Raw genomic sequence first — 13,774 nt, forward strand, 5'->3', positions numbered from 1 at the left:
GGTAGGGCCGAATAACGATTAAAACGATGCCGTGTGCGAGGTCGTTTCTTTAATTGCCTGCCGGTTGCTCATACGTCCCTAAACCGGCCGCGCAAGCGGGCCGGAGTAAGCCGAAGGGGACCGTTACCGATGTAGGCGAGAAAGCGCGGATCGCATGGGAACCACTAGCCGAGCACACCACGAGAGCACTCGCTACTGCTGTGCCAAGTCTAAAGTCCTGTGCCGGGGCTGCTCAAGAAGGTGCTTAGGATCGGCCAGCGGCTTTCTTTGGTCACTTTCTTTGCCGCCGCAAAGAAAGTGACCCCTCCGCCGGGGAGGCGGCTACTGAATAAACGAACCCACCAAGAGAGGCCGAAGAAAAAAAGTGCTCCGCAGTGCAACACACTGTCACCCATGAATGTCCCAAGACTCAACACCCAACGAATAAATCTGAAAGCAAACAAAAGCCCCCAACGTGCATGGCACAAATATTGAATAAAGAGTAAATCAACGGCAGATAGCCAAATCATGAATAGCGGAAGCAACAAGCCACGCGCTAGCACCAGAACGTGCCGCAAGCTGAAGGTCATGGGAATGGCGAATCCCTCCCGCGCCAATCAAGGAGCGCCCTTGTGCAAGTGAGAGAACAGCAGCAAAAAGTCCAAGATCGGGCCCATCAAAAGCCCCAACCCGATCGAGCGACATAACGATCACCCGCGAGGGCCACCAGCCGGAATCATCGTGTGAAAGGAGCCCAAGCGAACGTCCGTGCCGATAATCGAGCGAAAGCACGGGCTCGAAACCCGCAGCCTGAGCAGAAGCGATCGCTCTCGGATCGCGCAAGGTTTCGGTGCCGAACACGGGCACAAACGCTGCACAGTCCGATGACCGCGCGACATCCGCGATCGACTCGAAAAGTGCCTTCATAGATGCGAAATCGGTGAAGCCTGCATCGAGCCAGATCGTGACACTGCTGCCGAGTGTACCGGACAAGGCAGCAAGCGCGGCGACATGCGCGCCGCGTTCGAGAATGGCGCCGAGGTCGGCGATGTAAAGCGTCGTCGAACCGGTAGCGGCAAGCAGTGCACGCGCGACGTCGAGCGGTTCGCTCGTCGCGCACAAGGACGACTGGATCGGCCGGTAACGCGACCGCTCGCCGCGCACCGCGCGCACCGCGTGGCCGTCAAGCAGATCGAGAACGGGTATCACCTGCATGGATGGCTTTCCCTTGATCAAGATATTTGTCTTCGAGTATCTCACCGGTGGCGGCATCGATCCCGATGTCGCGGGCGCGGGCAGCCTCGCCGATCTTTCCGCGCTCATCGTCGAAGGACGCGTGATGCGCGATGCCATCGCCGCCGATCTGCGCGCGTTGCCCGGCGTCGCAATCACGGTGGCGAGTTCGCGCTTCGAGCAGCGCGACGGTGCGTTCACGTACGCGCAGGCCGGCGAACCCGTGACGCGCTTCGTCGCGCGCATGGCGCGCGAGCACGATTACGCGTGCATCATCGCACCCGAATGCGATGGTTTGCTGCTGCGTTTGCATGATGCCGTCGGCGCGTCGCGCTGGCTCGGCTGCGCGAAGGAAACGATTCGCGCGGCATCGAGCAAGAGCGCGACGGCGGCGCGTCTTGCATCGCATGGCATCGCGGCGACGGCCGCGCTCGATCCCGACGATGCGCGCGCCGATGCGTCGCGTCGCTGGGTCGTGAAGCCCGATGATGGCGCGGGCGGCCTCGATACCTACGTATTCGACGATCTCGATGCAGCCCGCGCGGAATACGCGGCGCGCGCGGAAGCCGGCCGCAGTCCCGTGCTGCAAGCATGGATCGACGGCGAAGCGCTGAGCCTTTCGCTGATGTGCGGCGACCACGGCGCGCGCCTGGTGTCGATCAACCGTCAACGCATCGGCATGTCGGACGCCGACGATGACGATGCGCCGCGCGAACGCATCGTGCAGTTCGATGGCGTCGATGTCGATTGCATCGATCGTCACGGGCCGCAAGGGCGCGCGCTGGAACGGCTGGCGTTGCGCGTCGCGCAGGCGTTCGATGGCTTGCGCGGTTTCGTCGGCATCGACGTGGTGTGGCATCCGCAGCAAGGGCCGGTCGTGATCGAAGTGAATCCGCGCCTGACCGTCGCGTATGCGGAATTGTCGAAGCAGGGGCGCGGCGAACTCGCGGCCGAGTTGCTCGCGGCGCATCGCGTGCCCGGTTTCGGCGATGACGATGCGGGGCCTTGCGCGCGTGCGGGGCATCGTCATGAGCGAATCTAAAGCACCGGTGTTCGGCTGGGATGTCGGCGGCGCGCACGTCAAGGTCGCGATGACGCATGGCGCGGACGTGCTCGCCGATGTCGCGCAATGGGCCTGCCCGTTGTGGCAGGGCATCGCGCATCTGGAACGCGTGATCGACGGCGTGTTCGAACGCTGGCCCGACGCGGCGAAATCATCCGCGCGTCATGCGGTGACGATGACCGGCGAGATGGTCGATCTCTTCCCCGATCGCGCAGAAGGTGTGCGCACGTTGACGCGCGCGCTCGCGCAACGCCTCGGCCCGCGCACGCTGTTCTACGCAGGCGATGCATGGTTCGCGCGATCAGCATGCGTCGAGGGCTGGCGCAAGGTGGCATCGGCGAACTGGCTGGCGACGGCGCAATGGGTCGCGGCCTGCATGCCCGATGCCTTGCTCATCGATATCGGCAGCACGACGACGGACATCATTCCGATCGTCGATGGCCAGGTCGTCGCGCGCGGCACGAACGACGCCGAGCGTCTTATGACGGGCGAGCTCGTCTATCAGGGCGCGGTGCGCACGCCGTTGTGTGGCGTGGCGCATCGCATCGCGTTTCGCGGCGAGACTACGAGCGTGATGAACGAATGGTTCGCGACGACGGCGGACGTCTATCGTCTGACCGGCGAATTGTGGCCGGAACACGATCAGCATGCGAGCGCCGATAACGGGCCCAAGACCGAAGCGGCGAGCCGCGCGCGCATCGCGAGAATGATCGGACGTGACGCGCGCGATGCCGCCGATGCCGAGTGGCGTCGCTTCGCACATGCATGGCGGCACGAGCAGCTTCGCACGCTCGAGGCGAATCTCGCGCGGGTGTGCGCGCAGCACGCGCGGCTCGCGGCGGCGCCTGTGGTCGGCGCGGGATGCGGACGTTTTCTGGCGGCGGCGCTGGCAAGGGAGGAAGCGCGCGGTTACGTCGATTTCTCGCGGCTGGCGGGCGTGACGAGCGATGCGGCGGATCAGGCGGAATGGGCATCGACATGCGCGCCGAGCGTGGCGGTGGCGTTGCTGGCATCGCGTGCGGTGGATGGGAAAGGCGCGCCAAGCAACGAAGCGTTTCCTTCAAACGATGCATCGTCGCGCGCCGCGTGATAGCCTGCGCGATACAGCGAAGCATCGAAGAGCGGTATCGAACGAAAGATCGAACGAGGACAGGAACCATGTGGGTGGTGAAGCTCGGGGGTAGCCTCAGCCACGACCCGGCGCTGCGCGAATGGCTCACGCGCCTTTGGGAAGTGGGCGGGGGACGCGTCGTGATCGTGCCGGGCGGCGGCGATTTCGCTGATGCGGTGCGACAATATCAGCGTGAATGGCGTTTCGATGATCTCGCGGCACATAACATGTGTCTGCTCGCGATGGCACAGTACGCGATTCTGATGCAGGGCGTGGTGCCGGAACTGGTGCTGGCGTCGAACGAGGAGCGCATCAGGCGGGCTTTGCGCGATGGACGGGTGGCGGTCTGGGTACCGACGGATCTGATGCGGACGACGCCGGATGCCATGACCAACTGGGACGTTACGTCCGATAGTCTGGCGGCTTGGCTTTCGTCTTCGCTTAACGCCGAGCGGTTGATGATCGTTAAGTCTTGTACGTTGCCTTCTGATTGTTCGCTTGAGGGGCTTGCTTCGCTTGGTATCGTCGATGCGCGGTTTTCGGCTTATGTGCGGGATGCTAATTACATCGTTGAGGTGTTTTCTAAGGATGATGTTTCGGGTTATGCGGGATCGGTTGCTTAATGTTGTGGTTTAGGGATTTTTTTTGGTTCTTTTTAGTCAGTAACTGCCTTCCCGGCGGAGGGGTTACTTTCTTTGCGGCGGCAAAGAAAGTAACCAAAGAAAGCCGCTGTTCGATCCTAAGCACCTTCTTGGCCGACCCCGACACAGTACTAGAGACTTGGCACAGCAGTAGCAAGTGTTCGCGCCGGACGTTCGGGCGCTGGTTCCCATGCGATTCGCGCTTTCTCGCCTACCTTGGTAACGGTCCCCTTCGGCTTAATCCGGCCCGCTGCGCGGCCGGTTTAGGGACGTATGAGCAACCGGCAGGTAATTGGCGAAACGACCTCGAATGCGGCATCGCGTTTATCGTCATTCGGCCCTACCTTGGTCGGCGCTTCGATGAATTTAATTGCTTTCGTTTATCTCGGGCAGTCCCGGTTGCTATTTTCTTAGCTGGATGCCTTTCCATGCCCGACTCTTTGGCCGCCTTAGCGACGAGGCCACGTGCCTTAACGTACCGCAAGGCTAAGCGCACTGCAAACATGGTCCGTGCCGAAGGCGTCGCCTGGTGACGATGCTTGACGCATGCGCGTGATCTTAGTGAAAGTGCCAACCAAGGTAGGGCCGAATAACGATTAAAACGATGCCGCGTGCGAGGTCGTTTCACTGATCACCTGCCGGTTGCCTGTACCTGTACGTACCTAAACCGGCCGCGCAGCGAGGCCGGAGCAAGCCGAAGGGGACCGTTACCGATGTAGGCGAGAAAGCGCGAATCGCATGGGAACCACTAGCCGAGCACACCACGAGAGCACTCGCTACTGCTGTGCCAAGTCTAAAGTCCTGTGCCGGGGCCGCTCAAGAAGGTGCTTAGGATCGGCCAGCGGCTTTCTTTGGTTACTTTCTTTGCCGCCGCAAAGAAAGTGCCCCCCGCCGGGAAGGCGGCTACTGAACATAAACGCATGACAACAACAAAAGACCCGCTCAATGAGGCTCTTCCAAAACAACGTGCAAAGCAGAAGCAAACATCCGCACCCGCTGAGGATCGAGCACCCCAGCCCGTCCGCCAACGCCAGAACAAAGTGCCCCTCGAAACCCCACAATATCAGGAGCAAAAAACCGGACCCTAGCAAGATCGCTCCAACGCAGCGAGCCAGCGAGCGCACACATCACGCCATGACTGCGCACCTGATCAAGACACAACCCGAGAACTTCAAGATCGACGCAATCAAACAAAGTCCGTCCATCTTTAATAGAAGTATCGAACACGATAGCGGGAAACCCGAGTTGCACGGCCAGCGCCACTAAAGCACCGTCCAACCCAAAGTCAGAAAGCAAAACCGGCACAACAGCCGCCGGCAAGCCAGCCAAATGCCGCAGACATGCAAAACCGTCCAATCCCGGCGATACCCCGACCTTCACATAATCGACGCCAGTAGCCGCCACCTCGACCACACGCGCAGCGATCTCATCGAGCGCATGAGCAGGCAGATCGCCGATCGTGGCGCTGATCGGCCGCACCGCATAGCGCGTCCGCAACGCGCGCACGATACGCGCGATCTCGTCCGTGGCGACGCCGCCGAGCGCCCCCGCAGCGGGTTCCTTCAGATCGATGATATCGGCCCCGGCCTGAGCCGCATCGAGCGCTTCGGCCACGGAGCGGACGCTCGCGAGCAGTACGGTCATCGTGTGGTTCCCGTGCTAAGAGAAGGATCGAGCCGCGATTGCGCGCGATGTCGCTCGATCGCCTGTAAGAGCCATTGCCACGCTTCGCGCTCCATATCGCCAGCGGTTTTATCGATCGCGATCTGCAAGTAAGCAACCTCGCTGTCGATCTTGTCGTCGGGCAGCATGAAAAGCCGGCTCACGAGAATCGCGCCTTCGACCACCGCAGCCTGCGCGCGATTGAAACCCGCAAACGGTGCATGCGTTTCACGATGCACGCACTCCATCCGCAAGGTGGGACGCGTGTCGTCGTCGTGCAAATCGTGGAGACGCAGTTCGGTATGCGCGAGTGTATCGGCGAGGCGCACGCTCGGCACGGTGGTGGCGACGACCGTCGGCCAGTCGCGCGCCAAGCCGCTCACGCAACCCGCGAATACGCGCACATCGGTGCAGAAGTTGACGACAGCGCTCTTCGTCGCGATGACGTTATCGAGCGTCGTGGAAGGGCGAAATGGCGCGAGGATCGCGAAGCCGTCCTCGAAGCGCACGCCCATCGGCGCGATATGCGCCCGGCCATCGCGATCCGCCGTGGTGACGATGGTCTCGTAGATCATGGCCTGATGCGCAAAACAATCCCATTGAATGAAAGGACGCACGAAGGCGCGACTCGCCGCGGGCGGTGCGCGTTCGTGCGAACCGAAGACGCTTAGCTTAGCGCGTCGCGATATACATCGTGATTTCAAAGCCGAAACGCATATCGGTGAAGCTGGGCGTCGTCCATTGCATTCGCGTATCTCCGTGTGGTTGATGATGCGTGACAGGATGCCGTGAGAGAACCGGCATCGTCTGCCGATGCAAGCGCGATGCCATGCACCGTGCGATTGCTCGAAGCACGGCTTTGAGGCGCGCATCTCGGTAGTGTGACGGAAACGCAGCAAAGTGTCCCATCGTCGCGCGACATGCTCATGCGGGCAAACCCGGACTAAGGAATCGCTTAGCGTCGCGCAAGAAAATCGTGAATTCCGTTTGGATGAGGCTGCGCTTACTCTGGTTTCACAGCAGCGCCATTGAAGCGCGACTCTCACTCTCCACTCACAGTCGAGGAAACGGAATGAACGACTTCAACAAGGCCGCCGTCGAGGCGGCGCGCAATCCGTCCGATCCGCGCTCGCGCTATGCGGCCGGTGTCATGAAGTATCGCGAGATGGGCTATTGGCAGCCCGACTATGTGCCGAAGGATACGGACGTCATCGCGCTGTTTCGCATCACGCCGCAAGCGGGCGTCGAACCCGAAGAAGCCGCTGCCGCCGTTGCGGGCGAATCGTCGACGGCGACATGGACCGTCGTGTGGACCGACCGTCTGACCGCGTGCGACATGTATCGCGCCAAGGCGTATCGATGCGAACCGGTGCCCAATGCACGCGCCGACGAACTGCAGTACTTCGCCTATATCGCTTACGACCTCAATCTGTTCGAAGAAGGATCGGTCGCGAATCTGACGGCGTCGATCATCGGCAACGTGTTCGGATTCAAGCCGCTCAAGGCGCTGCGTCTCGAAGACATGCGCATTCCTGTTGCATATCTGAAGACGTTTCAAGGGCCGCCGACGGGCATCATCGTCGAACGCGAACGGCTCGATAAATACGGTCGCCCGCTGCTCGGCGCGACGGTGAAGCCCAAGCTCGGTCTGTCAGGAAAGAACTACGGACGCGTTGTCTACGAAGGTCTCAAAGGCGGTCTGGATTTTCTTAAAGATGACGAAAATATCAACTCACAAGCCTTCATGCACTGGCGCGATCGTTATCTCTTCGCGATGGAAGCCGTCAGCCGCGCGCAAGCCGAAACCGGCGAGATGAAAGGCCACTATCTGAACGTGACGGCCGGCATGATGGAAGACATGTACGAACGCGCCGAATTCGCCAAAGAGCTCGGCTCGTGCATCGTGATGATCGACCTCGTGATCGGCTGGACCGCGATTCAGTCGATGTCGAAATGGGCGCGCAGAAACGACATGATTCTCCATCTTCATCGCGCGGGGCATGGCACTTATACGCGGCAACGCAACCACGGTATTTCGTTTCGCGTGATCGCCAAGTGGCTGCGGATGGCGGGCGTCGATCACGCGCATGCGGGCACGGCGGTCGGCAAGCTCGAAGGCGATCCGATGGCGGTGCAAGGCTACTACAACGTCTGTCGCGAAGCGCGCAACGAACCGGATCTCGCGCGCGACATCTTCTTCGATCAACCGTGGGCGGGTCTGCGCAAGGTGATGCCGGTCGCATCGGGCGGCATTCACGCGGGACAGATGCATCAACTGCTCGACCTGTTCGGCGACGACGCGATCCTTCAGTTCGGCGGCGGCACCATCGGGCATCCGCAAGGCATTCAGGCGGGCGCGACGGCGAATCGCGTCGCACTCGAAGCGATGGTCAAGGCGCGCAACGAAGGACGCGACATCGTCAACGAAGGGCTCGATATTCTCGATGCCGCCGCGCGATCGTGCACGCCGCTTCGTCAAGCGCTCGAAACCTGGCGCGACGTGACCTTCAACTATGCATCGACGGACACGCCCGACTACGCCGTTACCGAAACCGCATCCTGATCCTTCATCGCGAGGTAGAGACATGAACATCACCCAAGGGACGTTTTCTTTTCTGCCGCCTTTGACGGACGAGGAGATTTCGGCGCAGATCGATTACGCGCTGTTGCAGGGCTGGTCCTGCTCGGTCGAATACACCGACGACCCGCATCCGCGCAATACGTATTGGGAAATGTGGGGCCTGCCGATGTTCGATCTGCACGATGCGATCGGCGTGATGATGGAAGTCAACGCGTGCCGCAAGACCTATCCGCAGCACTACATCAAGGTGAACGCATTCGATTCGGTGCGCGGCTTCGAAACGATGCGGCTGTCGTTCATGGTGAACCGTCCGAGCGACGAGAAAGGCTTCCGCCTCGAGCGCCAGGACGAACGCAACCGCATCCAGCGCTATTCGATCCGCACCTATGCCACCGACCGTCCGGCCGGCGACCGATATTGATGGAGGACCGCGACCATGAGCGCCGAAGCCACGCTCGACATCGAAGCACCCGCAACGCAAGCCGACTTGATGGCGTTGTATCGCGAATCGCGCATCGGCGAAGTGCTGGCGGAGCTGGACCGCGATCTCGTCGGACTCGCGCCGGTGAAGACGCGCATTCGCGAGATCGCGGCGCATCTGCTCGTGGAGCGCGCCCGCGAAACGCTCGGCATAGCGTGCGGTGCGCCCACCTTGCACATGTGTTTTTCAGGCAATCCGGGCACCGGCAAGACGACCGTCGCGCTGCGCATGGCGCAGGTGTTGCACCGGCTCGGCTATATCCGCCGCAATCATCTCATATCGGTGACGCGCGACGATCTCGTCGGCCAGTACATCGGACATACCGCGCCGAAGACGCGCGAAGTGCTCAAGCGTGCGATGGGCGGCGTGCTCTTCATCGACGAGGCTTATTACCTGTATCGACCGGAGAACGAGCGCGATTACGGTCAGGAAGCCATTGAGATTCTGCTGCAGACGATGGAGAACCAGCGCGACGATCTGGTCGTGATTCTCGCCGGTTACGAAGCGCGCATGGAGACATTCTTTCAAAGCAATCCGGGCTTCAGATCGCGGATCGCGCATCACATCGTGTTTCCGGATTATCAGCCGGACGAGCTGCTGCAAATCGCCGAGCACATGCTGGACGACATGCATTATCGCTTCGATGTCGAAGCACGCAGCGCCTTCGAGGACTATCTCGCGCGTCGCCTTCGTATGCCCAACTTCGCGAACGCGCGCTCCGTGCGCAATGCGCTGGATCGTGCGCGGCTTCGTCAGGCGAATCGTTTGTTCGCGGATGCCGAACGCGGCAGCGGCCCCGCCGACACCGACGCGCTCATGCGGCTCGATGCCGGCGATATCCGCGCAAGCCGCGTCTTCAGCGACACCCAACCCTAAGGAGCGCCCCATGCGAGACGGACGCACGACCTTATCGAAGTTTCTGATCGACACGCTGGACCGGCAGCCCGGCTCGGATGCATCGAGCGGCTTGTCCGCGCTACTCATCGATGTGGCCGCGTCGATCAAGACCATTGCAGCAGCACTCACGCGCGGCGCGCTCGGAGGTCAGCATGGTTAGGCGCAAAGCATCAACAGGCACGGCGAAGAACAGAAGAAACTCGATCTCGTGACCAACGACATCTTCCTCCAGCATTGCGAGTGGGACGGCTTGCTCGCGGCGATGGTGTCCGAAGAGATGGATGAAGTCTACGCGATTCCCGAGTCTTATCCGCGTGGCGACTATCTGCTCGCGTTCGATCCGCTCGATGGCTCCTCGAACATCGATATCAACGGCGTGGTCGGTTCCATCTTTTCCGTGTTGCGCCGCGCGCCCGATGAACGCGATGCGCCCGATCAACGCGCGTTCCTTCGGCCAGGACGCGAACAGGTTGCGGCGGGCTACGCGATCTACGGGCCATCAACGATGCTGGTTTTATCCGTCGGCAACGGCACGCATGGTTTTACGCTAGAGCGCGACGTCGGCAATTTCGTACTCACTCACTCAGATATTCGCATTCCTGAAGATTCAAGTGAGTTCGCGATCAACGCATCGAACGAACGGTTCTGGGAGCCGCCAGTGCGCCGCTACGTTCAGGAATGCAAGGACGGTCGCACGGGATGTCGCGAGCACGACTTCAATATGCGTTGGATCGCGTCGATGGTCGCGGAAGTGCATCGCATCCTGATGCGCGGCGGCGTATTCATGTATCCGCGCGACTTCAAGACGCCGCAGATGGAAGGCCGTTTGCGTCTGCTGTATGAAGCGAATCCGATGAGTTATATCGTCGAGCAGGCCAGTGGTTTATCGATCACCGGGCGCGAGCGCATTCTCGATGTGACGCCGGATGGCTTGCATCAACGCGTGCCGGTCATTCTCGGCTCGCGCAACGAAGTGGACCGCATTCAGCGCTACCACGGCGAATACGATCGCGGCGAGGACAAACCGTTCACATCGCCCTTGTTCAAGGAGCGTTCGCTGTTCCTGCCGGAAACGGAGGCGTAGTCGTCGTTGTCGTCGTCATCTGAAACAGCGCTCAAACATAGATAGCCATCAGGGAGGCAAGCGCATGTCAGTCAAACATCCGATCGTCGCGGTGACCGGTTCAAGCGGGGCTGGCACGACTACCGTCATGAAGAGTTTCACGCATATTTTCAGGCGTGAAAAGATCAATGCGCAGATCGTCGAAGGCGATGCGTTTCATCGCTACGATCGTCTCGGCATGCGCGAAGCGATGAAGCAAAGCGAGCGCGACGGTCTGCATAACTTCAGCCACTTCGGTCCCGAAGCGAATCTGCTCGAAGAACTCGAACATCTGTTCGCGGGTTACGGCGAAACAGGTGGCGGCAAGTTCCGTCATTACGTACACGACGATGCGGAAGCCGCGAAGTTCAAGCAAGACTCGGGCACTTTCACGCAATGGGAAGACGTCACGCCCGGCACTGACATGATGTTCTATGAAGGCCTGCACGGCGGCGCCGTCACGGAGAAGGTGGATATCGCGAGCCATGCGGATCTGCTGGTCGGCGTGGTGCCGATCATCAACCTCGAATGGATTCAGAAGCTGCATCGCGATCAGACGATGCGCGGCTATTCGCACGAAGCCGTCGTCGATACGATTCTGCGCCGCATGCCCGACTATGTGAACTACATCTGTCCGCAGTTCTCGCGCACGCATGTCAATTTCCAGCGCGTGCCGACGGTGGATACATCGAACCCGTTCACCGCGCGCGAGATTCCGCAACCCGACGAGAGCTTCGTCGTGATCCGCTTCGCCAAGCCGCGCGGCATCGACTTTCCGTATCTGCTGACGATGCTGCATGACTCGTTCATGTCGCGTCCGAACGTGATCGTCGTGCCCGGCGGCAAGATGGGTCTCGCGATGCAACTCATCTTCACGCCGATGATTCTTCAGTTGCGCGACCGCTGCGCGCGCGCCTGAGCACAAGTTTCTTATTTGTATCGAAGGAGGCATCTTATGAATGCCGTCGCTGAAGCTTTGCCTGTCACTCGCCATTCGCCCGAAACGCGACAGATGGCGAACGCGTTGCGCATGCTCGCGGTCGATGCCGTGCAGCAGGCCAATTCCGGTCATCCCGGCATGCCGATGGGCATGGCGGAGATTGCCGTTGCGCTGTGGGGCCGCTATCTGAAGCACGATCCTGTCGATCCGGACTGGCCCGATCGAGATCGCTTCGTGCTGTCGAACGGACATGGTTCGATATTGTTATATGGATTACTAAATTTAAGCGGTTACGACTTGCCGATTGAGGAACTGAAACGCTTCCGGCAAATGGTCAGCAAAACACCGGGCCATCCCGAAGTGGGCGTAACGCCCGGCGTCGAAACGACGACTGGCCCGCTCGGTCAGGGATTCGCCAATGCAGTCGGCATGGCGCTCGCCGAGAACTTGCTCGCGCGCGAGTTCAATCGGCCGGGGCATGAGATCGTCGATCATCGAACGTATGTGTTCGTCGGCGATGGCTGTTTGATGGAAGGCGTGTCGCATGAAGCGGCATCGCTTGCGGGCACGCTGGGCCTGAACAAACTGACGGTGCTCTATGACGATAACGGCATCTCGATCGATGGTCACGTCGAAGGCTGGTTCGCCGACGACACACCGCAGCGCTTCGAAGCCTACGGCTGGCACGTCGTGCGCGCGGTCGATGGCCACGATGTCGAAGCGGTCTCACACGCGATACAAGCCGCTCGCGATTCGGATAGACCTACGCTGATCTGTTGCAAGACCGTGATCGGTTGCGGCGCGCCGACGCTGTCCGGCACGCACGATGTTCACGGCGCACCGCTCGGCGCGGACGAGACCGAAGCGACGCGTCGCGCCTTGGGCTGGACGCATGCGCCCTTCGAAATTCCATCGTCGATACGCGCGCTGTGGGATGCGCGCGAAGCGGGCGCGGCCGCGCACGACGAATGCGCACGACGAATGGAATCGCCGCATGGACGCGCATCGTCGCGCCTTTCCTGATGATGCGGCGGAGTTCGAGCGTCGCGTGCGCGGTGCGTTGCCCGCGAACTGGCGCGATGCCGCGCATGCGCTCGTGCGCGACGCGGATCGCGCGGGTCAGACGGTGGCGACGCGCAAGGCATCGCAGCTTGCCATCGAAGGCTTGTCGCGTGCGCTGCCCGAGTTGCTCGGCGGGTCGGCGGATCTGACCGGCTCCAATCTCACGCGCTGGAAGGCGGCGATGGACATCACCGCGTCGCCGGAAAAGGGCAATTACATCCACTACGACTACGGCGTGCGCGAGTTCGGCATGAGCGCGGTGATGAACGGCGTCGCGTTGCACAAGGGTTATCTGCCGTTCGGCGGCACGTTCCTGACCTTCTCCGACTATTCGCGCAACGCCCTGCGCATGGCCGCGTTGATGAAGACGCGCACGATCTTTGTCTTCACGCACGATTCGATCGGTCTCGGCGAAGATGGTCCGACGCATCAGCCGATCGAACATGCCGCGACCTTGCGCATGATCCCGGGCCTCGACGTGTGGCGTCCGTGCGATACGGTCGAAACCGCGCAAGCGTGGACCAGCGCGGTTGAGCGCGATCGTCCGTCGTGTCTGTTGTTGTCGCAACAGAACCTGCCATTTGTACCGCGCGATGAAGCGCAGATCGACGGCATCGAACGCGGTGGTTATGTGCTGGTCGACTGGCCGAGCCAGAGCGAACGCGATGCGCGACTGATAGTATTGATTGCTACGGGATCCGAAGTAGCTTTAGCGCTGGCAGCGGTCGAGCCGCTGAAAGCCGAGGGCATTCTGGTGCGCGTCGTGTCAATGCCGTCGACAACCGTGTTCGATCGTCAATGTCAGACGTGGCGCGAGCGCGTGCTGCCCGAAGGCGTGCCGCGCGTGGCGATCGAAGCCGGCATCACGGCGTTCTGGCGGCAATACGTCGGGCTGACTGGCGGCGTGATCGGCATCGATCGCTTCGGCGAATCCGCGCCGGCGGGCGAGTTGTTAGTGCACTTCGGCGTGACGACGCAGGCGCTTGTGGACGAAGCGCGTCGCGTGGCGGCGTGATCCATCA

At 61.1% G+C, this 13,774-nt stretch carries 10 protein-coding genes and 3 pseudogenes; 9 read left to right on the plus strand and 4 right to left on the minus strand.

What is annotated here, in order from left to right; genetic code table 11:
• Nucleotides 1–486 precede the first annotated feature (486 nt).
• Nucleotides 487–1,194, minus strand: coding sequence for a HisA/HisF-related TIM barrel protein (locus tag BVER_RS00325; RefSeq protein WP_050451438.1), 708 nt, complete (start codon nucleotides 1,192–1,194; stop codon nucleotides 487–489).
• Nucleotides 1,195–1,207: 13 nt separating this feature from the next.
• Between BVER_RS00325 and BVER_RS00330 the strand changes: the two genes are divergently transcribed.
• The 3 genes and pseudogenes from BVER_RS00330 to BVER_RS00340 all read left to right on the plus strand — a co-directional run bounded on the left by BVER_RS00330 (nucleotide 1,208) and on the right by BVER_RS00340 (nucleotide 4,022).
• A complete protein-coding gene (locus BVER_RS00330) occupies nucleotides 1,208–2,254 on the plus strand; it encodes an ATP-grasp domain-containing protein (RefSeq protein ID WP_157055857.1) in 1,047 nt (348 codons plus the stop codon).
• Entirely contained in the window at nucleotides 2,241–3,365 is a 1,125-nt protein-coding gene (locus BVER_RS00335) for a hydantoinase/oxoprolinase family protein (protein ID WP_050451538.1), read from the plus strand. Before BVER_RS00330 ends, BVER_RS00335 begins: the two co-directional genes overlap by 14 nt.
• A 68-nt stretch (nucleotides 3,366–3,433) precedes the next feature.
• Nucleotides 3,434–4,022: pseudogene (locus BVER_RS00340) on the plus strand (amino acid kinase family protein).
• Between the two features lie 947 nt (nucleotides 4,023–4,969).
• Here BVER_RS00340 and BVER_RS00345 read toward each other — a convergent pair.
• The 3 genes from BVER_RS00345 to pqqA form a co-directional block, all read right to left on the minus strand.
• Nucleotides 4,970–5,671 (minus strand): (5-formylfuran-3-yl)methyl phosphate synthase, encoded by a 702-nt coding sequence (locus BVER_RS00345; RefSeq protein ID WP_050451439.1) that lies wholly within the window; start codon nucleotides 5,669–5,671, stop codon nucleotides 4,970–4,972.
• Nucleotides 5,668–6,264, minus strand: a complete 597-nt coding sequence (locus BVER_RS00350; protein WP_050451541.1) for a DUF447 domain-containing protein — start codon at nucleotides 6,262–6,264, stop codon at nucleotides 5,668–5,670. Before BVER_RS00350 ends, BVER_RS00345 begins: the two co-directional genes overlap by 4 nt.
• A gap of 97 nt (nucleotides 6,265–6,361) precedes the next feature.
• Nucleotides 6,362–6,436: a pyrroloquinoline quinone precursor peptide PqqA gene (gene pqqA / locus BVER_RS35020; protein WP_008354335.1), complete on the minus strand. Its 75-nt coding sequence runs from the start codon at nucleotides 6,434–6,436 to the stop codon at nucleotides 6,362–6,364.
• A gap of 325 nt (nucleotides 6,437–6,761) precedes the next feature.
• Here pqqA and BVER_RS00360 point away from each other — a divergent pair, with 325 nt between their 5' ends.
• From BVER_RS00360 to tkt, 6 genes and pseudogenes are all read left to right on the plus strand, one after another.
• Nucleotides 6,762–8,252, plus strand: coding sequence for a ribulose-bisphosphate carboxylase large subunit (locus tag BVER_RS00360; RefSeq protein ID WP_050451440.1), 1,491 nt, complete (start codon nucleotides 6,762–6,764; stop codon nucleotides 8,250–8,252).
• Nucleotides 8,253–8,274: 22 nt separating this feature from the next.
• Nucleotides 8,275–8,691 carry a ribulose bisphosphate carboxylase small subunit gene (locus BVER_RS00365; RefSeq protein ID WP_050451442.1) on the plus strand — a complete coding sequence of 139 codons (417 nt, stop codon included), beginning with the start codon at nucleotides 8,275–8,277 and terminating at the stop codon, nucleotides 8,689–8,691.
• Nucleotides 8,692–8,706: 15 nt separating this feature from the next.
• Nucleotides 8,707–9,627 (plus strand): CbbX protein, encoded by a 921-nt coding sequence (cbbX, locus tag BVER_RS00370; RefSeq protein ID WP_050451443.1) that lies wholly within the window; start codon nucleotides 8,707–8,709, stop codon nucleotides 9,625–9,627.
• 10 nt (nucleotides 9,628–9,637) lie between these two features.
• A pseudogene (locus tag BVER_RS00375) lies at nucleotides 9,638–10,732 on the plus strand (class 1 fructose-bisphosphatase).
• A 64-nt stretch (nucleotides 10,733–10,796) separates the two neighbouring features.
• On the plus strand, nucleotides 10,797–11,669 hold the full coding sequence (locus tag BVER_RS00380) for a phosphoribulokinase (protein ID WP_050451445.1): 873 nt from the start codon (nucleotides 10,797–10,799) through the stop codon (nucleotides 11,667–11,669).
• A 36-nt stretch (nucleotides 11,670–11,705) separates the two neighbouring features.
• A pseudogene (tkt, locus tag BVER_RS00385) lies at nucleotides 11,706–13,767 on the plus strand (transketolase).
• The last annotated feature ends 7 nt before the right edge of the window (nucleotides 13,768–13,774 follow it).

This window comes from Candidatus Burkholderia verschuerenii, from assembly GCF_001189365.1.
In the GTDB taxonomy this organism is placed as follows: Bacteria; Pseudomonadota; Gammaproteobacteria; order Burkholderiales; family Burkholderiaceae; genus Caballeronia; species Caballeronia verschuerenii.

Coding starts and splice junctions, on each gene's coding strand:
- BVER_RS00360 (WP_050451440.1), top strand. CDS start 6,762: ATGAACGACTTCAACAAGGCCGCCGTCGAGGCGGCGCGCAATCCGTCC.
- BVER_RS00345 (WP_050451439.1), bottom strand. CDS start 5,671: ATGACCGTACTGCTCGCGAGCGTCCGCTCCGTGGCCGAAGCGCTCGAT.
- BVER_RS00380 (WP_050451445.1), top strand. CDS start 10,797: ATGTCAGTCAAACATCCGATCGTCGCGGTGACCGGTTCAAGCGGGGCT.
- BVER_RS00325 (WP_050451438.1), bottom strand. CDS start 1,194: ATGCAGGTGATACCCGTTCTCGATCTGCTTGACGGCCACGCGGTGCGC.
- BVER_RS00350 (WP_050451541.1), bottom strand. CDS start 6,264: ATGATCTACGAGACCATCGTCACCACGGCGGATCGCGATGGCCGGGCG.
- BVER_RS00365 (WP_050451442.1), top strand. CDS start 8,275: ATGAACATCACCCAAGGGACGTTTTCTTTTCTGCCGCCTTTGACGGAC.
- BVER_RS00335 (WP_050451538.1), top strand. CDS start 2,241: ATGAGCGAATCTAAAGCACCGGTGTTCGGCTGGGATGTCGGCGGCGCG.
- cbbX (WP_050451443.1), top strand. CDS start 8,707: ATGAGCGCCGAAGCCACGCTCGACATCGAAGCACCCGCAACGCAAGCC.